Consider the following 22,053-nt stretch of genomic DNA (forward strand, 5'->3'; position numbering starts at 1 on the left):
ATGACTCAACTTCAAAACATCCTGATCAAAAACCCCGTGGCGGTGATGACCGGCCTGCGTGGCCCGCGCGCCCGCGCCGGTGCGGTGGACATCCGCATCGTCAACGGGCGCATAGCTGAAATGGCCGCCAACCTTGAAGCACATCCCGGTGAACGGGTGATCGATGCGCGCAATTCGCTGGTGTATCCGGGCTGGATCAACACGCACCATCACCTTTTCCAGAACCTGCTCAAGGCCGTGCCCGAAGGCTTGAATCAGGATCTGAAAGGCTGGCTGGCCAGCGTGCCCTATCCGCGCTTGAACCGCTTCACCCCGCAACTGGCGCAGATTGCCGCACGGCTGGGCATGGTCGAGTTGCTGCTGTCCGGCGTTACCACCTGCGCCGATCACCACTACCTGTATCACGCCAACGGCAGCACCGAGACCGGCGACTTGCTGTTCGACACCGCCGATGAATTCGGCCTGCGTTTCGTACTGTGCCGGGGCGGCGCGCTGGAGTCGGCGAGCGCACATCCGGGCTTCTCGAAAACCGCGCTGCAACCGGAAAGTCTTGAGCAGATGGTCGGCGATATTGAACGGCTGAAATCGCGCTATCACCAGGACACACCGGACGCGATGCGCCGCGTGGTCGTCGCTCCAACTACACCAACGTTTTCCCTACCACCAACGCTGCTGCGCGAACTGGCGCACACCGCGCGTGGCATGGGCCTTCGCCTGCACACGCACCTCTCCGAAACCCAGAACTACGTGAACTTCTGCCGCGAAAAATACAACTGCCTGCCAGTGGAATTCGTCGCCGAACACGAATGGCTCGGCCCGGACGTGTGGTTCGCCCACGCCGTGCACTTGCAACCGGGCGAGATCCGCATGCTCGCCCAGACCGGCACCGGCGTCTCGCACTGCCCGGTGAGCAACGCCCGACTGGGCAGCGGCGTGGCGCCGATCCCGCAGATGTACGAGGCCGGCGTGCCGATCTCCCTTGGCGTCGACGGCGTGGCTTCCAACGAATCCGGGAGCATGGTCGGCGAAGCCAACACCGCATGGCTGATTCATCGCGCCGAACAAGGCGCCGGCGCCACCACGGCTGAAGACGTGATTCACTGGGGCACGGCGGGTGGTGCGCAGGTGCTGGGGCTGGGCGCTGTTGGCACACTTGAAGTCGGGCAAGCGGCAGATCTGGTGGTCTACAGCCTTGATCATCCACGCTTCTATGGCTTCCACGACAGCGCCGTTGCGCCAGTGGTCGCGGGTGAGCCGATCACGGTGAAATACAGTCTGGTCGGCGGCCGCATCGTGGTGGACAACGGCGTGATTCCGGGGCTGGACATCGAACGCATGCGCGCCGAAGCGTGGGAAGGTGTGCAGCAACTCATGAACGTTGACGACTGACCCAAGCCCCCGCAAAAACCGTGGCGCGTGGTCATTCGCGCACCAGGGCTTTCTCGACTAGAGTTAGTGCCTCATCGGATTGAGCCCCTGCCAGCTACATCGGGCTCTTGATCAAGGAGAGACTGATGACACACCGCAGCAACATCGAACGGACCTACCGCACCTGGTCCACGCCTATCCTGCTGGAATTGAAAAAACGCGAAGATCAGATGGCGCCTGTCGAGCGCCAGGCGCTTGAGGTTGTGTTGGTGGAACGGAGGTTGGTGGATTTGGGTAATCCGGAGGGTAAAGAACGACGTCAAAGTGTGGTGAAGAAAACCGTCAAGCCTGACTGATTGACTTGCTCGGCTGTTAACGGCGGACTGAATTCTGGCGTGACCAGCGAGAGTCTTTCGCGTGCTTGCTCAAGAAGCGCCTGATGTGAGCAGAGCATCTTTACATCGTTGTAAATTCCATGCTCCTGAGCGTAAGCATTAGGGTAAAAAAGGGAGAGCAGGCCAATGTCACACTCTCCCTTTCAATGTGTTGGTAGAGGCTAAAGGTCAGACATAGTCTTAATCACGTTCTCTATTCGCTCCCGTGCAGCACTGGTCAAACGCTTTACACCGAGGGTTTTGGCAATTTCCAAAGGCATGTCACCTGCGGAAATCAAAGCTGCTACCGTTAGCAACTCCTCAGCGGCGATCTCCTCCACAGATCGCCCATCATCAACAGTTGCTGGGACACGGTAGCTGTTCCATGCAGCAACGTCATTTGCTGAATGCCAGACAAATTGTCCATAAACCGGATCGTTTCGCAGATGATGTTTCTGCTCCGTCAAGTCTAGAACTCGCTCTCGGATAAGGCGGCCGGTGCGCTGAAATCCGTGGGCCCGAGCAACGCGTTGAACGAGCAGTGAATCGAGGATTGGTGCTTCCTGCGCCAATACATGCGCGATCAAGTCTGCGAGAACCGCGTCGTACTCAGGAGAATAGAAGGCTTCTGCATTAATCCTGTCGCCCACATTAGTGAAGTCCGTAACCCGGTACTCGCCCTTGATTGCAGGAGTCACCCAACCCACGAACGACTTTGCGATCTTGAGTTCGGTAATTGGCTCAATGGGCGTATCCGTCATCGACAGATCGGTATCCTCTGAATGATCTGTGACTACTGCGAATGGCACGTTATGTACTAGAGACAAATGAGGTGCAAGTGTACTTTTCTCAGACTCCACACGGGCAGCAGCGATGGAACGAGAATCTTCCAGCAACGCTTCCAACGACGCGTGCAAGCGATCAAGCGCGCTCGACTTATCAATCCACCACTCGGTGGACCAGAGCCGAACCAAGTTCCACCCCAACCCCTTTAGAATTCCACTGCGCACTTTGTCACGGTCTCTTGCAGTGGCCGCACTGTGATAGGTAGCACCATCACATTCGACGCCAACGAGATAGTCTCCCGGCCGATCTGGATGCACGACACCCAAGTCGATACGGAAGCGTGATACGCCAATCTGCGGGACGACTTGCCAACCTTTGCGCCTTAAGCCTTGTGCCACGGCCTCCTCAAATGGCGAGTCATAACCCCCTACTGATCCTCGCACCGCTTCAGCAAGCGCCCTTGGCCCGCGCTGAGCAAACTCGATAAAGTGTTTCAGATCGCGTACGGCTCTAGCATTTGTTCGGTTCAGATCCACCATCGCAGAATCAAAAGATGAGAAGACCAACATCTCCCTGCGTGCACGCGTTATAGCGACATTCAAACGACGCCAGCCACCTTCCTTGTTCAAAGGGCCGAAGTTCATCGACATGACTTGCGCACCCGGTTCGGTAGGACCGTATCCGATACCAAGCATGATCAAATCACGTTCATCACCTTGTACGGTTTCCAGATTCTTCACTACGACAGGTTCGGCAATATCATGCTGAAAAAATGGCTCGATCTGGGGAAACTGCTGCCGGGCCCTGTCCAGCAGGTCATTGATCAATCTTTGCTGATCAGTGTTGAGCGTAATGATCCCGATAGTGTGCCCCGCAGCCACAAAGGCCGGGTCCATCAAACGCTTCACCGTTTCATTGACGATCGCTTCAGCCTCGGCTTGGTTATGTCTGCCCTTACCCTTGGCGTAAACGCCATCAACACGACGCCATTCCACAGCGCTAGCACGTGTTTCAGCCGCAGGGAAAGTAATCAAATTACTGTCGTAGTAACGATGATTGGAAAATGCGATCAAGCTTTCGTGGCGGCTGCGGTAATGCCAACTTAGGCTATGGCTTGGGATGCCTGCACCTAAACATTCGTCGAGAATGCTCTCCATATCCTCTGCCGTATCATCCTCAGCGGCGGACGCAGCACGATTGAAAAAATTGGTTGGCGGCATCTGACGCGGGTCGCCCGCAATCACTACTTGTTTGCCTCTTGCGATCGACCCTATGGCATCCCATGGTGCTATTTGAGAAGCCTCGTCGAAGATGACCAAGTCAAACAGCTCAAGATCCGTCGGAAGATACTGCGCAATTGAAAGTGGACTCATCAGCATGCAGGGAGCGAGCTTGGACATGGCATCACCCATCTCAACCGCCAGCTGTCGCACTGGTTTGTGGCGTCGAGATTTTTGTAGCTCATGCTTCAAAATACCAAAGCCGCCTTGCTTACCGATTTCGTTTTTCGACGGAATCAATCCACACAGTTTTGCGCGTATGTAGCGCACCGTGAGCTTGGACATATCCTCATCAATGCGGATAAACGCTTCGATATCGCTTGCATGTTCTGCTGGTACAAAATTTCGCAATAGCGGTTCGGCGTCGATAATCTGCGTCGCAAACCAACGAGCATAGGAAGTCTCGAAAGCATCACCGGCACCGCCTGCGGGGAGTGATTTTGCCGCCAACGCATCACTTAACGGTTTAAGTCCGCAAGCGATTGCTTCTTCCCTGACCCTGCACCAATCGCACCAAGCCTTAAGTTTGGATTCCTGCCGAACGACTGAGTTAGAAGCTACGAGCAACGACTCGATCGTCAACTTCGATTCAAGTGGAAGGTTACTCAGATCATTGAATTTTTTGCTCGCGCGATTGAAGTCAGCTAACGCCTCCGTCAAGTGATGCAGTGCCGATGAAATGAAACCGCCGCCGCCAAGCAGTTCATTGGCCTTAACGACCAGATTTTCAGTCGCTCCACGTAATGAAATTAAATCTTCAGGAGAGCCTGCCCTTGAGCTAACCACCGTCCTCAAACGCTCGCCCAACTCACAAGCTGCTGCCATAGCTGAAACATCGCTGGACACCCCGCTCCAGCCCGGCACGGAACCGACGTCCACCACCAAGCTTTCAAGAGAATCGAGCAACTCACGCATGCTAGAGAGTTTGATCAAATCCGCCTCAACATCTGGCTGTCCAGTTGCCCCCCCTGCCACGGCCAGATTTTTTCCCACTCTTTTCTTGCCCAAAGTCGCAAGAAACCAAAATTTGGACTTGGCGATCTCCCAGTCGGATTTCATCTGCTCAAGATTGATCGTTCGACAGGCCTCTGGCGCATATCGCAGAGATAGCGATCGTTCGATTTCTCGATAACCGGCGATCAACTGAATTGCTCGCTTGGCTGAATTTATCTTCGCGCTGGCATTCAGAGTAAAAACGAACCCGAGATCAACTCCATGGGCGTCGACCAATAAAGCGACGAACTGAGTAAATTGTTCTATGTCTTCGCCGCTCTCGACCGCGAGAGGAAGGTCCGTAGCTTTCAGGAGACTGGTACTAGCAACTTGCAGTCGCTCAATCACACCGGGAAGCTCGCCAGCCGCGGCGACAATTGCCTCCTGCCATCCGTTTGACCAATCAGTGGGAGACAAAAGCGAAAAGTCGTCAGAAAGCTCTCGCGCTGCCTGACTATTCAGATCAAGACGTCTGGCAACGTCGCGCAACAGCGCATAGGTCTGAGTGTCGTGAACTGTGCCTTCTGCCCACATCAAACGTGGTAATGATGGGTTGCCATCTCGAACTACGCGTCCTATAGCCTGATGCACGGACAAACCGTTAGGGGAACGACGGTGCAGTATTTCAACAACGTCATTCAACCGGTTTCGCAGCAGGTGCAACTTGTTCGCTTCTGATGTCCATTCTTGCGCAGTCAACGCATCCCGGACATCCCACGCTCGTTCGAGTTGCTTGAGCACTTCCACCTTCGACGTTTTGCTGGAATGTAGCTCCAGGCAAAACTCGCCCAAGCCCTTTTCTTCAAGTCGCCGGTAAACCACGTCCAAGGCAGCCATTTTCTCGGCAACAAATAAAACTCTGCGCCCAAGGGCAAGGTTGTGAGCAATCATGTTGGCGATAGTTTGCGACTTACCAGTTCCTGGAGGACCATCAAGTACAAAATCACAACCACTGGCCGACGCGACGACTGCCGCTAACTGGGAAGAGTCAGCAGGTAGCGGTGTAAATAGATCAGACGGACTGACCTTTCTATCTAGCTCGGCGGGCTTCGGAAAATCACCCGAAACAGCGTAACCATCACCGCCAACGCTTCTTTCCAGCAGGTGCTTGACCATGGGGCTTTTCAACAGCTGCGCTGAGCGAGCAGCCAAGTCCTGCCACATCAGATATTTTGCGAAAGAGAACGTCCCCAGCACTAGATCCGTAGTGACTTCAAATCCTGGCACATCCCTGACAGCCCGCCTGACGATGTTCCAAATTCCGATTACATCAATCCCGTTGTCATCGGCAGGAAGCTCCCCCTCTAGACCTGGAATCACCAACTCGAAATCGTGTCGTAATAACTCAAGAAGCGTCAAGTTGAAGCGCGGCTCATCCTCGAGCAAGGTCATCGTCACACCCGATAGAGCACTTTTTCGATCAAGTTTGACGGGGAGCAGAATCAAGGGGGCGGAATAGGTTTTCGGGTCATCTGCCGACTTTTTCCATTTCAGGAAACCCAAGGCGAGAAACAGGGTATTCGCCCCGCCTTCATCTAGATCACTTCTAGCTTTGCGATAGAGATCGATGAGAGCAACTTCGAGTTTGCTTTTTTCGAGTGTGGCTAGTACTTCCCCCCTGGATAGCGCGCTCCGCGCGTATTCGTCTCGCAGACTTTCGCGATTTTGTTGTTCGTATAGGGCCGCGTCTCTACCTCCCGCTTCCAGGTCAGGCACTGACACTATTCGGATGCGCTTGCCACTGGCCAAATGATCCTCAAGCGCAGCAGGCTCCGGACAGATCAATCGAACGCCTTTCGCGCTGTCCGGCAGATGCAGGAGGCGATTTCTGGTTGTCAGATCCAGGAGTTTCCGTTGCCACAAAGTCAGCTTTCCAGCGGGAGAATCCGCGTCGGCCAGCACTTCGACGTCAAAAACCGGCAACGGAGGAGCCGCTTCTAATGCGTCCAGGACTTCGCTTGATGCTTCACCGGTGTCCGACTTAGGCATGGAGATAGAAGTCGCCAATGGCCGGATACGCTGCATCCGTGCACGATGCATATCAATGGCCATGATGAAGTCTTCATCATTAATCTGCCGTTCGGCTGCGCTTATCGCCTGACTAAAACCCGGCACAGGAACATGCGTTGCCAGAGTCGTTTCAAATACGAGCGCCTCCTTGAGATCAATGCGTTTTCTTACCGCACCAGCGTCCTCCGTAATAAGCTGAGAAAACTCTTGCGGCTGAAGCCAGACTCCGACAAATGCGTGCCCTTTAGTCATAACGACGAGCGCGTTGAGACCCGCCTGTTCCAGCGCTGCAGCAAAAAGCAGTGCAGTATCGAGGCATGTCGCGATACCACCTTCCAGAATAAGACCGGGCGTCCGAACTTTTTGTCCTTGAATTTCGAAGCTCGCTGGAGGTAACGCGTAGCTTAGTCTCAGTCCACAGATTGCTGACCAGATAGCAGAAGCCAGCTCCCACGTTCTGGTCCTCGACTTGCTTTCATATCCATTGATGCCGTCTGGCTTCCCGGCTCGACGTAAAACATCAGAAGCCGATTTAAGTATTCGATCTACCGCCGGATCGTTGGGCATAACGAACGCTGGCAGCAGCTCCGGCATGGAGTTGATCCCACCCCATTCATTTTTTGCCAAAAGCTCAATCGGAAATGACTGGCTGTAAAGAGTTTGATCTTTGCATCGAAGACGCAAAGTCAATGTTGCAGTGAGACTTTCCGCCAGATCTGCAAGATAACCAGCATTCAGGGTCAAATTTCGCTCGGAAATATGCAGTGTCGAATCTTTGCCTAATCGGTCCAGCCGCCAAGTCTTGCCCTCAAGAAAGGGAGGGTCCGCTACAAGTTCCAGCTCAAGATCGTTGTAATCCACATCACCATCATTGTGTACCGCGAGCTCTCGAACGACCGGCACCGCATTCTGGTGAGAAGCAAAGCCAATCTTATTGGCGATCACTCCCTCGATCTTGATGGTCATAACCTTTCTCCGTAATGAATTCGGCGGTTCTACTTGTAAATACACGCACAAATAGTTGGCATACTCACCGACACGGATGGATTTTGAAACTGGTTTTTGTGAATGCAGTGGCATCCCCAATGGAGACTGGGGTGTTATTGAAGGAGCTGAACAGTGTCACTCCGACGACAAGCGCATACCGATAGGCTTGAGGAGGCTGAAGAAACCGGTGGCTTAGTCGACATCGTTGTTGAATGAATACATGCTTTCGCGAGCAGGCTTACCCCTATGAGCCTAAGCAAGGGCTGACAGGCCGAGTTTCAATAACTCTTTACGCAGTGTGGCTGGCGCTCCAACGGCCGCTCCAGAGCGCCAATTCATTGCCAGCAAGCGGCTCAGTTTTTCTTGGCTGAACGCGGAATCGGCGAGAAAACAGCTCTTCCGATCCTGGATGCTGATGACATTCAGCAACCAGTCTTCGCCCTGCTCCGCCATCGCATGACTAATCTCTGAGCGGTGCCTTGCGATCAATCCTTCGGCATCCCACACGGTCATTTGCGCGAAGACTTCGGGCAGTCGAGTTTCGGGTTTCATTCGTTTCAAATCTGCCAACAACGCAATGCGCAATTCCGCTTCGATAGCGGCTTGGCATTCTTGAAAATACCGTGCGGGCCAATCTGCGCTCAGGTTCGCGAGACGCGCGAGCATTTCATATGCGTGGATATCTGCCGGCGTTGTCATCTGCCCCGTGAAGTTCAGGGTGTTGTCGAGAATGGCCGTGGCCAGTAACGCGGCACTGGATTCGCTGATCATCGCTAGCAAATCAGCGGCCACCCAACGCTCAAACACTTGAGTCGCAGCCGCGCCTATCGGACGGATATCGGCGGCAGTGCCGAGTTTTTCCGTCCAGTATTCTTCGTAGCCTGGGTGATGATCGATGACTTCGACGACTTGATCGAGCAGCACCAGCGGGTCGAAATGGTGATAGTCGGAGACATCCATCAGCACGAATTCATCGTCCGAGCCAGGGGTATAAGCGCTGAATGCGCCGCCCCAGCTCAGCACGGTTTTCGAGACGCTGGCATTCGGTTGCGCGCTGCTGACAGCAACGGCTGGAATGCCTTGCAGGTTCAGCAGTTCGGCGTAGGCGATGCAGCAGGCGTAGGCGTCGATGTCGAGGTAGGCGGCGCCGGAGGTGATTATTTTCATGCGCGGGACGTTCGCATGGGGTTATGACATCTGGATGACAAAGATCAAAAGATCGCAGCCTCGTTGCACTCGACAGCTCCTACAGAGGGCAATGAGGCTGTAGTTTTGGTTGTTCAGGCTGCTCGCTGTCCGGCCACCGCCGCCGAAGCCGCCAACATCGCCCGCAACAACACCGCACACCCCGCCGCCAAGTCATCCGGTGCGGCGTTTTCGATTTCGTTGTGGCTGATGCCGCCTTCGCACGGCACGAAGATCATGCCGGCCGGGCCGAGTTCGGCGAGGAAGATGGCGTCGTGGCCGGCGCCGCTGACGATGTCCATGTTCGACAGGCCGAGGCCTTTGGCGGCGTTGCGCACGGCGTCGACGCAGCCTTTTTCGAAGTACAGCGGCGGGAAGTCGGCGGTCGGGGTCAGCTCGTAAGTGAGGCCGTGTTCTTCGCAGGTGGATTCGATGACTTGCTTGACCTCGGCGATCATCGAATCCAGGCGTGCCGGTTCCAGATGGCGGAAGTCGAGGGTCATGCGCACTTCGCCGGGGATGACGTTGCGCGAGCCGGGATAGGCTTGCAGGCAGCCGACCGTGCCGCAGGCATGCGGTTGATGGCCGAGGGCGGCGCGGTTGACGGCGCCGACGATGACCGAGGCGCCGACCAGCGCGTCTTTGCGCAGGTGCATCGGGGTTGGGCCGGCGTGGGCTTCGACGCCGCGCAGTTTCAGGTCGAACCACTTCTGGCCAAGTGCGCCGAGCACCACGCCGATGGTTTTGTGTTCGTCTTCGAGGATCGGGCCTTGTTCGATGTGCGCTTCGAAATAGGCGCCGACCTTGTGTCCGCTGACCTTGCGTGGCCCAGCGTAGCCAATCGCGTTCAGCGCTTCGCCGACCGTCACGCCGTCGGCGTCGACCTTGGCCAGGGTTTCTTCGAGGGTGCATTTCTCGGCGAACACGCCCGAACCCATCATGCACGGGGCGAAGCGCGAGCCTTCTTCGTTGGTCCAGACCACCACTTCCAGCGGCGCTTCGGTTTCCACACCGAGGTCGTTGAGGGTGCGCAGCACTTCAACGCCGGCGAGCACGCCGAAGCAGCCGTCGAACTTGCCGCCGGTGGGCTGGGTGTCGATGTGGCTGCCGGTCATCACGGGCGGCAGGTCCGGATTGCGCCCGGCGCGGCGGGCGAAAATGTTGCCGACCGCATCGACGCTGACGCTGCAACCGGCGTCCTCGCACCACTGCACGAACAGGTCGCGGGCCTGGCGGTCGAGGTCGGTCAAGGCCAGGCGACAGACGCCGCCCTTGACCGTCGCGCCGAGTCTGGCCAGTTCCATCAGCGACGCCCACAAGCGATCGCGGTTGATGTGCTGATGGGTCGATTGCAGAACGTCTACGGCTGCGTTCATGGGGATCTCCTCAGGCAGTTCTTATGGATGTCTCTGTGTTGTCTGTGAGGCCCTCATCGCTGGCAAGCCAGCTCCCACAGGGAATGCAGTCGTACACAAATGTTGTGTTCACCGGAAAACCTGTGGGAGCTGGCTTGCCAGCGATGGGGCCCTATATCACACAGTCGATTTCACGGCAGAAGGCTGAGCGCGCATCACGCACAACCCGTAATAGATCAACCCGCCCAGCGCCGAGCCGGTAAACCAGCCGTAGCTGTAAAACCAGCTGAACGCATCGCTGCCCAGCGACAGCAAGGTCAGCGCCACCGGTACGCCGAACGCGATGAAACCAGACCAATTCCACGCCGGATACACGTCATCGCGGTACAAACCGGCCAGGTCCAGCTGCTGTTTCTTGATCAGGAAATAGTCGACCACCATGATCCCGGCAATCGGCCCGAGCAGGCTCGAATAACCCAGCAACCAGTTGGAATACACGGTCTCAAGGCTCACGTCGGAGACGATCAGACCGAGTTTTTTCAGCAGCTCATGGCCCATCAGCACGAGGCCGACAAACCCGGTGAGGAGCACGGCTTTAGTGCGGTTGATCACTTTGGGCGCGATGTTCTGGAAGTCGTTGGTCGGCGACACGATGTTGGCGGCGGTGTTGGTCGACAACGTGGCGATAATGATCAGCGCCATCGCGACCGCGACCCACACCGGACTCTGGATATGTCCGATCAAGGTCACCGGATCGGAAACGCTGACGCCGACCAGTTTCACCGACGCAGCAGTCATCACCACGCCCAGCGCGGCGAACAGAAACATGGTCAGCGGCAGGCCGATAATCTGCCCGAGGATCTGGTCTTTCTGACTCTTGGCGTAGCGGCTGAAATCGGGAATGTTCAGCGACAAGGTGGCCCAGAATCCGACCATCGCCGTCAGCCCGGCGGCGAAGTAACTGACCACGCTCGCGCCTTCCGGACGCTTCGGCGGAATCGCCAGCAATTCGGTCATCGACACGTTGGGCATGGCCCACACCAGCAAGCCGATGCCGACCGCTACCAGCAACGGCGCAGACAGGGTTTCCAGCCACTTGATCGACTCGGCGCCGCGAATCACTACCCACAGATTCAGCGCCCAGAACACCATGAAACCGATGACTTCGCCGGTGCCGCCAAGGGATTTCCAGCCCTCGAATACCGAGCCGAGAAACAGGTGAATCGCCAGCCCGCCGAACATCGTCTGAATGCCGAACCAGCCGCACGCCACCAGCGCGCGAATCAGGCACGGCACGTTGGAGCCGAGAATCCCGAACGATGAACGCAGCAGCACCGGAAACGGGACTCCGTACTTGGTGCCGGGGAACGCATTCAGCGTGAGTGGAATCAGCACGATGATGTTGGCGAACAGAATCGCCAGCAGCGCTTCGCCGACGCTCAAGCCGAAATACGCGGTCAGCACACCGCCCAGGGTGTACGTCGGCACGCAGATCGACATGCCGACCCACAGTGCAGTGATGTGCCATTTGTTCCAGGTTCGTTCGCGCACCTTGGTCGGCGCCATGTCGTGGTTGTAACGGGGACTGTCGAGGACGTCGCTGCCGGCTTCGAGCTCGAACAAGCCGTCGCGCTCGGTCACTTGCGATCTGATCTGTTGCATGGCCGCTCCACTGTTCTTCTGATTATTTTTTTGCTCATCAGGGGCTGGCGCACTCACGCGGCAGCCGACGATGGCCGGAGGAACTGACAACCTGCATGCACCGGCCAAGGTGTCAGCGGCGGCATCAATAAACGTGCCGAGTGCCCCGCTTACGCATCGGGCCATGCATTTGTAACTGTGCAACTTACTGAGTTTTATCAGTTTTAAATATTTACCGTTGAGTCCTCGGAAATTTGTCTGGGCGCTCAGGCTAAAGGTCCGACAAGTTGTTCGAACAGACAGGACTCAAACTGGTGCACTGCATTTATTTTTCTGCTGATCGAACAACCGCAGCTCAACTTCAAGCGGCTGATTTCACATAAGAAATCTTGACCATATTTCCAACCTGTCAAGTGCGTCAAAATGGTGAAGGGCCTCACCATTTTGGTGATTTGTACTTTTTATCGTTATTTATCAGCGAGTTAAAACACTTATAAGCTTATAAAAAATAATCTTGCTCTATTTGAATTCTGCGGCTAGCGTCTATTCCTGACAGCGCTGACAGGAATACGCCGTTCAGCGCTGGGTTCATACAAAAAATATAAAACATCTAGAGCCGGCATAAGTCGGTCATGCCTGCGAGGAACTCGGAATGTCTCTGTTGATCCGTGGCGCCACCGTTGTTACCCATGATGAAAGTTACCGCGCCGATGTGTATTGCGCTGACGGCGTGATCAAAGCCATCGGTGAAAACCTCGATATTCCCGCCGGCGCCGAAATCCTGGATGGCAGCGGCCAATTCCTGATGCCCGGCGGCATCGATCCGCATACGCACATGCAACTACCGTTCATGGGCACCGTGGCCAGCGAAGATTTTTTCAGCGGCACGGCGGCCGGTCTGGCGGGCGGCACCACGTCGATCATCGATTTCGTGATTCCCAATCCGCAGCAGTCATTGATGGAGGCGTTTCATCAGTGGCGAGGCTGGGCGGAGAAGTCCGCCTCGGACTATGGCTTTCACGTCGCGATCACCTGGTGGAGCGAGCAGGTGCGCGAGGAAATGGCCGAGCTGGTCAGCCATCACGGGATCAACAGCTTCAAGCATTTCATGGCCTACAAGAACGCAATCATGGCCGCCGACGACACGCTGGTGGCCAGTTTCGAGCGCTGCCTGGAACTCGGCGCAGTGCCGACCGTGCATGCGGAAAACGGTGAGCTGGTGTATCACCTGCAACGCAAGTTGATGGCCCAGGGGATTACCGGGCCGGAAGCGCATCCGCTGTCGCGGCCGTCGCAGGTCGAGGGCGAAGCGGCCAGCCGCGCGATCCGCATCGCCGAAACCATCGGCACGCCGTTGTACCTGGTGCACGTCTCGACCCAGGAAGCCCTCGACGAAATCACCTATGCACGCAGCAAGGGCCAGCCGGTATACGGCGAGGTATTGGCCGGGCATCTGCTGCTGGATGACAGCGTGTATCAGCACCCGGACTGGCAGACCGCGGCCGGTTACGTGATGAGCCCGCCTTTCCGTCCGCGCGGACATCAGGAAGCGCTGTGGCATGGTTTGCAAAACGGCAATCTGCACACCACCGCCACCGACCATTGCTGCTTCTGCGCCGAGCAAAAAGCTGCGGGGCGTGACGATTTCAGCAAGATTCCCAACGGTACCGCCGGCATCGAAGACCGCATGGCAGTGTTGTGGGATGAAGGCGTGAACACCGGTCGTTTGTCGATGCAGGACTTCGTCGCACTGACCTCGACCAACACCGCGAAAATTTTCAATCTGTATCCGCGCAAAGGTGCGATTCGTGTTGGCGCCGATGCCGATCTGGTGCTGTGGGACCCGCAAGGCACGCGCACCATTTCCGCCAAAACCCACCATCAGCAGGTGGACTTCAACATCTTCGAAGGCAAGACCGTGACCGGTGTGCCAAGCCATACCGTCAGCCAGGGCCGGGTGGTCTGGGCCGATGGTGATTTGCGCGCCGAGCGTGGGGCCGGGCGGTATATCGAGCGGCCGGCGTATCCGGCGGTGTTTGATTTGCTGAGCAAGCGGGCTGAGTTGCATAGGCCGGTAGCGGTCAAGCGCTAGCACCCGAAATTGAAATGCAATCCCCTGTAGGAGCTGCCGAAGGCTGCGATCTTTTGATCCCGCTTTTCAAGATCAAGGTCAAATGATCGCAGCCTTCGGCAGCTCCTACAGGGGGATTTGAACACTGCCCGACAGAGGCAGAGAACCTCAATAACCGTGAGGCAAAAACCGTGATCGAGACCCTCAACCACCTCCCGCATCCGCACGAAAGCGCGGCCGCGCTTGCCGGGCATTTCAGCGATCTGGCGCCACCGCTCAACGACCGTCAGGCACATCTGGAAGCCTCGCGCTGCCTGTATTGCTACGACGCACCGTGCGTCAATGCATGCCCGAGCGAGATCGATATTCCGTCGTTCATCCGCAATATCCATCAGGACAATGTGACCGGCGCGGCGCAGAAAATCCTTTCGGCGAATATCCTCGGCGGCAGTTGCGCGCGAGTCTGCCCAACCGAGATCCTCTGCCAGCAAGCCTGCGTGAGAAACAACGCCCACGAATGCGCACCAGTGTTGATCGGCCTGTTGCAGCGTTATGCCGTGGATAACGCGCACTTCACTGAACACCCATTCCAGCGTGCTGCTGCTACGGGCAAACGCATCGCCGTGGTCGGTGCCGGGCCGGCGGGTTTGTCCTGCGCTCATCGCAGTGCGATGCACGGCCACGACGTGGTGATTTTTGAAGCGAGGGACAAGGCTGGCGGCCTCAACGAATACGGGATCGCCAAGTACAAACTGGTCGACGATTACGCGCAAAAGGAACTGGATTTCCTCCTGCAAATCGGCGGAATCGAGATCCGTCACGGGCAGAAACTCGGCGAGAATCTGACCCTCAGCGAACTGCATCAACAGTTCGATGCGGTATTCCTCGGCCTCGGCCTGAACGCCAGCAAACAACTCGGTCTGGCCCACGAAGACGCGCCCGGCCTGCTCGCCGCCACTGACTACATCCGCGAACTGCGCCAGGCCGATGACCTGACGCAACTGCCGCTGGCCGATCGCTGCATCGTCCTCGGCGCCGGCAACACCGCCATCGACATGGCCGTGCAAATGGCCCGCCTCGGCGCCCGCGATGTGAACCTGGTGTATCGCCGTGGTCTGGCCGACATGGGTGCCACTGGCCACGAACAGGAAATCGCCAAAGCCAATCAGGTTCGGCTGCTAACCTGGGCGCAACCCGAAGAGGTTTTACTCGACGATCAAGGAAAAGTGCGCGGCATGCGTTTCGCGCGCACTGAACTGGTGGACGGCCGCTTGCAAGCCACTGGCGAAACCTTCGACTTGGCGGCCGATGCGATCTTCAAAGCCATCGGCCAGTCTTTCGACAGCGGCGCCCTCTCCGACCCGATGGCGCGCGAACTCAAACGTCAGGGCGAACGCATTGAGGTCGATGAAAACCTGCGCACCAGCATCCCCGGCGTGTATGCCGGCGGCGACTGCACCAGCCTTGATCAAGACCTGACCGTGCAAGCCGTGCAACACGGCAAACGCGCCGCCGAGGCGATCAACGCTCAACTGATGCTTAACGTGGAGGCTGCGTAAATGGCCGATCTCTCGATAGTCTTCGCCGGCATCAAAGCCCCCAATCCGTTCTGGCTGGCCTCCGCGCCGCCGACCGACAAGGCCTACAACGTGGTGCGTGCGTTCGAGGCTGGTTGGGGCGGCGTGGTCTGGAAAACCCTTGGTGAGGATCCGGCGGCGGTAAACGTCTCGTCACGCTACTCGGCGCACTATGGCGCGAACCGCGAAGTGCTGGGTATCAACAACATCGAACTGATCACCGACCGCTCGCTGGAAATCAACCTGCGCGAAATCACCCAAGTGAAGAAGGACTGGCCGGATCGCGCGCTGATCGTCTCGCTGATGGTGCCGTGCGAGGAGGAGTCGTGGAAACACATCCTGCCGCTGGTGGAAGCCACTGGCGCTGACGGCATCGAACTGAACTTCGGCTGCCCACACGGCATGCCCGAACGCGGCATGGGCGCAGCGGTCGGTCAGGTGCCGGAGTATGTCGAGCAGGTCACACGCTGGTGCAAGACCTATTGCTCGCTGCCGGTGATCGTCAAACTCACGCCGAACATCACCGACATCCGCGTCGCCGCCCGCGCGGCTTACCGGGGCGGTGCTGATGCGGTGTCGCTGATCAACACCATCAACTCGATCACCAGCGTCGACCTTGAGCACATGGTCGCCCTGCCCACCGTCGGCAGCAAAAGCACCCACGGCGGGTATTGCGGCTCGGCGGTCAAACCGATTGCGCTGAACATGGTCGCAGAAATCGCCCGCGATCCGCAGACTCAGGGATTACCGATTTGCGGGATTGGCGGGATTGGCAGTTGGCGTGACGCGGCGGAATTTATTGCGCTGGGCAGTGGCGCGGTGCAGGTGTGCACGGCGGCGATGCTGCACGGGTTTCGGATTGTCGAGGAGATGAAGGACGGCTTGTCGCGGTGGATGGACAGTCAGGGCTACGCGAGCATCGCCGAGTTCTCCGGGCGTGCGGTGGGCAATACCACGGACTGGAAGTACCTCGATATCAATTATCAGGTCATCGCGAAGATTGATCAGGAGGCGTGTATTGGTTGCGGCCGCTGCCACATTGCCTGCGAGGACACTTCACATCAGGCGATCAGCAGCGTTCGCGAGGCGGATGGCACGCATAAATATGAAGTGATTGATGATGAATGTGTGGGCTGTAACTTGTGCCAGATCACCTGTCCAGTGGCGGATTGCATCGAGATGGTGCCGATGGAAACCGGGAAGCCATTTCTGGACTGGAATCATGATCCGCGGAATCCGTACCACGTTGCTGTTTAGATTGGCGCACTGATCCGAAACGGCCCTCACCCTAGCCCTCTCCCACAGGGAGAGGGGACTGACTGGGGGATATTGCAGAGCTACGCCGACGTGAAAGCTTTGCTTTGAATCCATAATCGACCCGATCTTCCAGGTCGATGTGAGACACAAGACACCTCGGTCGGCCCCCTCTCCCTCCCAAAGGGAGAGGGGACTGGTTGGGGAATATTGCAGAGCTACGCCGACCTGAAAGCCTTGCTGTGAATCCATAATCGACCCGATCTTCCAGGTCGATGTGAGACGCAAGACACCTCGGTCGGCCCCCTCTCCCTCTGGGAGAGGGGAGGGTCAGCCTTTGACTTTCAAGGCTCCAACCCGATCCCACGCAATATCACACTGGTCACCGTCTGCACCGCCCGCTCGAACTGCATGTCCGACAACGGCTGATGCTCATTCAAGATATTCACCTGATGATCAAAGTCCGCATAGTGCTGGGTCGACGCCCAAATCATATACAGCAGACTCGACGGCTCCACCGGCAAAATCCGCTGGTCCTCGACCCACTGGCGAATTTTTGCTTCCTTCATTTTCGCCCAGTCATACAGACTCACATCCAGCGCCTCGCCCAAGGTCGGCGCGCCATGGATGATTTCATTGGCCCAGACTTTCGACCCATACGGCCGGCTGCGTGAGTGGTTCATCTTGGCGCGAATGTAGCTGCTGAGCACCACGCGCGGATCGTCGAACATCTCGAAACACAGCGCGTCCTGTTTCCACACTTCCAGCAAGTCGAACAGCACCGCGCTGTACAGCTCGCTTTTGGTGCTGAAGTAGTAATGCAGGTTGGAGCGCGGCAATTGCACTTCGGCGGCGATGTCGGCCATGGCGGTGCCACCAAAACCTTTTTCGGCGAACACCTTTTCCGCTGCCAGCAGGATTTTTTCGACGTTACTGCGACGGATCTCGATCTTGTGATTGCCCATAAGGGCTCCCTGACGACAACGTGCTTGAAGACTAGCATCTGCTCAGGGCGAACCGCACGCCCTATACTGTCGGCCGCCATTCACTACCAAGGGATTCCCATGAAGCTGAAAAACCTGCTGACCACCGGCGCCCTGCTCGCCTCTGTCCTGGTGACTTCCCAGACCTTTGCCCACGCCCATTTGAAAAGCCAGACCCCGGCCGCCGACAGCACCGTCACCGCGCCTGCGGACTTACGGCTGGTGTTTTCCGAAGGTGTTGAAGCGAGTTTCACCAAGATCACGCTGACCAAAGACGGTGCACCGATTGCAGTCAAACCACTGACCACCGAAGGCGACAAGAAAACCCTGATCGTCACCCCCGCCGCTCCCTTGGCGGCTGGCGAGTACAAAGTCGAATGGCACGCCGTGTCGGTCGATACGCACAAAAGCGAAGGTGCTTACCAGTTCAAGGTTGGCCAGTAGTTCATGAGCGAAGCGCTGGTGCTGTGCCGGTTTGTGCATTTCAGCGTGGTGTTGCTGCTGTTCGGGGCGTGGTTGTTTCGGCCGCTGCTGCTCGGGGGTGACGCGCCGTTACTGGATCGGCATTTGGCGCGGCTGGCTCGTGGGTTGGCGGCCGTTGCATTGGTCAGCGGCATTGCTTGGGCGCTGCTGATTACCGCGAGCATGGCCGGTTCGGCGGCGTCGGCGTTCGATCCGGATACCGTCAGGCTGGTGCTGGACAAGACGTTTTTCGGTCAGGTCTGGCGCTGGCATTTGCTGATCAACGCGCTGCTGTTGGCGTTGCTGTTCACGCCTTGGCGCTCGAACCAGCCGTTGCGACTGGGGCTGAGTGCTTTGCTTCTGGCGACGCTGGCACCGGTCGGTCACGGGGCGATGCTCGATGGTCTGAGCGGGCAGATGCTGATCCTCAATCAAGTGATTCACCTGACATGCGTCAGCGCCTGGCTTGGCGGATTGTTGCTGTTGCTGATGATTTTGCGCCGTGCGGATGAGCCAGTGCGGCCGGTGTTGCAGCGCTTTAGCGGGATTGGATATTTGCTGGTTGCGGGACTGCTGATCACCGGCCTGATCAACGTGCGAGTGTTGACCGGACAGTGGTGGCCGACGCCGACGTTTTCCGGATTTGCGCTGATACTGCTGATCAAGGCTTTGCTGGTGTTGGGCATGCTTGGGTTGGCGTTATTCAACCGCTTGCGCATCAACGATTGTGAACAGCGGATCGAAGCGCTCAAGCGCAGTGTAATCATCGAATGGCTGTTGGGGATTGGTGCGGTCGCGGCCGTGTCGCTGCTCGGGACCTTGCAGCCAATGATTGCAGGCTGAAGATCAAAAGATCGCAGCCTGCGGCAGCTCCTACAGTGGGATGTGTACAACCGGACGATTTCGGTCGGCTGTCAGGCCGCCATCGCCAGCAGGCTGGCTCCCATAGTGGGAACTGGGTACATCTGCCAGAGACTGGTCGGCTTGGAGGCCGCCATCGCTGGCAAGCCAGCTCCCACAGAATCTACAGCCACCCGAAAACCGCACTTCGCTTCTCACCACTCAACACAATGAGCGTTAGCTCGCGTACCGCTCTTGATCGCAAGCGCCCGTCGGCAGGCTGAGGGGAGGGAGTGATCCGGGGTGGGAGCGCAGCGACCGTTTGGCGCAGCCAAACACATCGAGAGGAGGTGCAGCGCAGCAAACCGGAGGCGATGCCCCCGGATCAATCCCGGAGCGAAGGAACCCGAGCCACAGCGAGGGCCGAACGTCAGGGAAAAGCCTTTTTGGTTACTTTTTCGGCGTCTGGAAAAAGTGACCCGCCGTCAGGGCGGAACCCTAAGAAGCCGTTACCGCAGCAACGGATATGGACTCAGTCAAAAACAGGTTTGGGGCCTTCCCCCCAAACATAGAATCTCCCACATTGGTAATACATTCCCCGTGGGAGCTAGCCTGCTAGCGATTGGGGCACCTCGGTGCATCAGCCAGAAATCAGCTCTGTTTGTAACCGCGCACTTCATCCACACCACGATTGGCCAACTGGTCGGCGCGTTCGTTGCCGTGGTGACCGATGTGCCCGCGTACCCATTTCCAGGTGACTTTGTGGCGGTTGACCTGCTCGTCCAGTTCTTTCCACAGGTCGGCGTTTTTCACTGGCTCTTTGGCGGCGGTTTTCCAGCCGCGTTTTTTCCAGTTGACCATCCACTCGTTGATGCCTTTCATCACGTATTGCGAGTCGGTCACCAGCAGCACTTCGCACGGACGCTTGAGCGCTTCGAGGCCGCGGATCGCGCCGAGCAGTTCCATGCGGTTGTTGGTGGTGTTGGCTTCGCCGCCCCACAACTCCTTTTCGATGCCCTTGCACACGAGCAAGGCGCCCCAGCCGCCCGGGCCGGGATTACCTTTGCAGGCGCCGTCGGTGAACAGTTCTACGCTATCGGTGCTTTCGCTGCTTTCAGTCATGCAATCTATCCAGAAAAATACGCTGCCTCGTCAATCGTAGACCGACGATGGCCGAGGCCGGGGCAAGCCCGGCCGGAAATTAAAGAGGGTTCAGGGTTCGATGCGGCGGCGGTTGACCTTGGCCATCGGCAGCGGGATCAGCTTGCCCATCGGCTCGCGTCGCTCCTGGCGCAGCGGTCGCAGACCGACGACGATCTTGCGCGCCACCAGCAGATAAAAGCCGCCGCCCGACAGTTGCCAGTCGCCGGCCTTGCGTTCCCAGCCAGCCAGACGGGTCTGCCACTTGGCTGACGCGAGCGGCGGACGATAGCACCCGAAGCGGCGTTTCTCCAGCGCAAAGCCCAGCAGATTCAGCCAGTCGGCGACCCGCGATGGCGAGATGCAGCGCGCCTTGCGCATGGCGTCGCTGGTGAAAACATGACGCAAGCCCCAGGTACTCCAGGGGTTGATACCGACGATCAGCAGATGCCCGCCGGGCCGTACGCTGCTCGCCGCTTCACGCAGCAAACCGTGGGGCGACAGGCAGAAATCCAGACCATGCTGCAACACCACCACATCGGCGGCGTGCTCGCTCAAGGGCCAGGCCTGTTCTTCACAGACGATCTCTACACCCGGCAATGGCGCACCGAGACGCACATTGCGCTGCACCTGAGGCGCGCACGGCGGGGTCTCGGCAGACGGGCCGTAATGCACCAGATAGCCACCAAAGAACCGCCCGAGTTCGTCTTCGAGCATGCGTCGCTCTTCGTCCAGCAGAAATTGGCCGAGCGGGCCGGACAGCCATTCACGGGCCGCACCGATCAGGGCCAGCCAGTCCGGATCAGCCTGTGCGAACGCTTTATCGGTCATGTCATTCTCCAAAGCGCCAGGAACCACTAAGATGCGCCAATGTTTACCGCTTGGCGAATTCGACGATGATACAGATCAGTGCCCTGCCCGCCTTCACCGACAACTACATCTGGTTGTTACAGGATCATGCGACCCAGCGCTGCGCGGTGGTCGACCCTGGCGACGCCGCGCCGGCACAGGCCTGGCTCGACGCCCATCCGGGCTGGGTGCTCAGCGATATTCTGATCACTCACCATCACCATGACCACGTCGGCGGCGTCGAAGCGCTGAAAAAGGCTACAGACGCCACCGTCTACGGCCCGGCCAGCGAAAACATCCCCGCGCGCGATGTGGCGCTCAAGGACAACGACCAGGCCCGCGTACTGGGCTGGGACTTCGACGTGTATGCCGTGCCCGGCCACACACTGGGCCACATTGCCTATTACCATCACGGCTTGCTGTTCTGCGGCGACACGCTGTTCGCTGCCGGTTGCGGCCGCTTGTTCGAAGGCACGCCGGAGCAAATGCATCATTCGCTGAGCCGTCTCGCCGCGTTGCCTGAAGATACGCTGGTGTACTGCACCCATGAATACACCCTGAGCAATTTGAAATTCGCCGCAGCGGTCGAACCGGGCAACCCGGATGTTGCCGCTCGTCTGCAAAAAGTCATTCAGCAGCGGCAAAACGGCGTCACGACATTGCCCTCGACGCTGGCGCTGGAAAAGCTCACAAATCCGTTTTTGCGTACCTCTGAAACATTAGTTACACAAAAAGTGGACGAACGGAATGGTGCTCAAAACCGGGCGCCGAGTGAGGTTTTTGCGGCTCTGCGGGCATGGAAAGATAATTTCTAAGGCACTCGTGCGCTGGTACAAAAATTCTGAATGGTTGACCGCGAGGGGTGCGCTTTCTAGAATCGCCCGACATTTTTGCCCGG

15 protein-coding genes are annotated in these 22,053 nt (G+C 57.7%); 8 read left to right on the forward strand and 7 right to left on the reverse strand.

Going from position 1 to position 22,053, the window contains the following annotated elements; all coding sequences use genetic code 11:
- Positions 1–1,389: an amidohydrolase family protein gene (locus ACOI8A_RS02235; RefSeq protein WP_420651260.1), complete on the forward strand. Its 1,389-nt coding sequence runs from the start codon at positions 1–3 to the stop codon at positions 1,387–1,389.
- A 125-nt stretch (positions 1,390–1,514) separates the two neighbouring features.
- Positions 1,515–1,724 carry a hypothetical protein gene (locus ACOI8A_RS02240; RefSeq protein ID WP_420649592.1) on the forward strand — a complete coding sequence of 70 codons (210 nt, stop codon included), beginning with the start codon at positions 1,515–1,517 and terminating at the stop codon, positions 1,722–1,724.
- A gap of 200 nt (positions 1,725–1,924) precedes the next feature.
- Here ACOI8A_RS02240 and ACOI8A_RS02245 read toward each other — a convergent pair whose 3' ends face one another.
- The 4 genes from ACOI8A_RS02245 to ACOI8A_RS02260 all read right to left on the reverse strand — a co-directional run bounded on the left by ACOI8A_RS02245 (position 1,925) and on the right by ACOI8A_RS02260 (position 12,000).
- Positions 1,925–7,777, reverse strand: a complete 5,853-nt coding sequence (locus ACOI8A_RS02245) for a DUF3320 domain-containing protein (protein ID WP_420651261.1) — start codon at positions 7,775–7,777, stop codon at positions 1,925–1,927.
- A gap of 273 nt (positions 7,778–8,050) precedes the next feature.
- Entirely contained in the window at positions 8,051–8,965 is a 915-nt protein-coding gene (locus tag ACOI8A_RS02250; protein WP_420649400.1) for a DHH family phosphoesterase, read from the reverse strand.
- Between the two features lie 113 nt (positions 8,966–9,078).
- Positions 9,079–10,359: a Zn-dependent hydrolase gene (locus tag ACOI8A_RS02255; RefSeq protein ID WP_420649401.1), complete on the reverse strand. Its 1,281-nt coding sequence runs from the start codon at positions 10,357–10,359 to the stop codon at positions 9,079–9,081.
- Between the two features lie 156 nt (positions 10,360–10,515).
- Entirely contained in the window at positions 10,516–12,000 is a 1,485-nt protein-coding gene (locus tag ACOI8A_RS02260) for an NCS1 family nucleobase:cation symporter-1 (RefSeq protein ID WP_420649402.1), read from the reverse strand.
- 631 nt (positions 12,001–12,631) lie between these two features.
- Between ACOI8A_RS02260 and hydA the strand changes: the two genes are divergently transcribed.
- From hydA to preA, 3 genes are all read left to right on the forward strand, one after another.
- On the forward strand, positions 12,632–14,071 hold the full coding sequence (gene hydA, locus ACOI8A_RS02265) for a dihydropyrimidinase (protein ID WP_420649403.1): 1,440 nt from the start codon (positions 12,632–12,634) through the stop codon (positions 14,069–14,071).
- Positions 14,072–14,241: 170 nt separating this feature from the next.
- Positions 14,242–15,609 carry an NAD(P)-dependent oxidoreductase gene (locus ACOI8A_RS02270; protein WP_420649404.1) on the forward strand — a complete coding sequence of 456 codons (1,368 nt, stop codon included), beginning with the start codon at positions 14,242–14,244 and terminating at the stop codon, positions 15,607–15,609.
- Complete coding sequence (gene preA / locus ACOI8A_RS02275) at positions 15,610–16,884, forward strand: NAD-dependent dihydropyrimidine dehydrogenase subunit PreA (RefSeq protein ID WP_420649405.1); 1,275 nt, start codon at positions 15,610–15,612, stop codon at positions 16,882–16,884.
- Positions 16,885–17,225: 341 nt separating this feature from the next.
- Here preA and ACOI8A_RS02280 read toward each other — a convergent pair whose 3' ends face one another.
- The gene (locus ACOI8A_RS02280) at positions 17,226–17,846 is read right to left on the reverse strand and encodes a TetR/AcrR family transcriptional regulator (protein ID WP_064587091.1); all 621 of its coding nucleotides are present in this window, start codon (positions 17,844–17,846) and stop codon (positions 17,226–17,228) included.
- A gap of 99 nt (positions 17,847–17,945) precedes the next feature.
- Here ACOI8A_RS02280 and copC point away from each other — a divergent pair, with 99 nt between their 5' ends.
- Both copC and copD read left to right on the forward strand, forming a co-directional pair.
- Positions 17,946–18,308 (forward strand): copper homeostasis periplasmic binding protein CopC, encoded by a 363-nt coding sequence (gene copC, locus ACOI8A_RS02285; RefSeq protein ID WP_420649406.1) that lies wholly within the window; start codon positions 17,946–17,948, stop codon positions 18,306–18,308.
- 3 nt (positions 18,309–18,311) lie between these two features.
- Positions 18,312–19,169, forward strand: coding sequence for a copper homeostasis membrane protein CopD (gene copD / locus ACOI8A_RS02290; protein WP_420649407.1), 858 nt, complete (start codon positions 18,312–18,314; stop codon positions 19,167–19,169).
- 648 nt (positions 19,170–19,817) lie between these two features.
- Here copD and rnhA read toward each other — a convergent pair.
- Both rnhA and ACOI8A_RS02300 read right to left on the reverse strand, forming a co-directional pair.
- Positions 19,818–20,288 (reverse strand): ribonuclease HI, encoded by a 471-nt coding sequence (rnhA, locus tag ACOI8A_RS02295; RefSeq protein WP_420649408.1) that lies wholly within the window; start codon positions 20,286–20,288, stop codon positions 19,818–19,820.
- Positions 20,289–20,378: 90 nt separating this feature from the next.
- On the reverse strand, positions 20,379–21,137 hold the full coding sequence (locus ACOI8A_RS02300; protein WP_420649409.1) for a methyltransferase domain-containing protein: 759 nt from the start codon (positions 21,135–21,137) through the stop codon (positions 20,379–20,381).
- A 65-nt stretch (positions 21,138–21,202) separates the two neighbouring features.
- On the opposite strand from ACOI8A_RS02300, the gene gloB reads away from it, so the two are divergent.
- Positions 21,203–21,970, forward strand: a complete 768-nt coding sequence (gene gloB / locus ACOI8A_RS02305; RefSeq protein ID WP_420649410.1) for a hydroxyacylglutathione hydrolase — start codon at positions 21,203–21,205, stop codon at positions 21,968–21,970.
- Positions 21,971–22,053 lie beyond the last annotated feature (83 nt).

This window comes from Pseudomonas sp. P4795 (assembly GCF_048822895.1).
Classification (GTDB): domain Bacteria; phylum Pseudomonadota; class Gammaproteobacteria; order Pseudomonadales; family Pseudomonadaceae; genus Aquipseudomonas.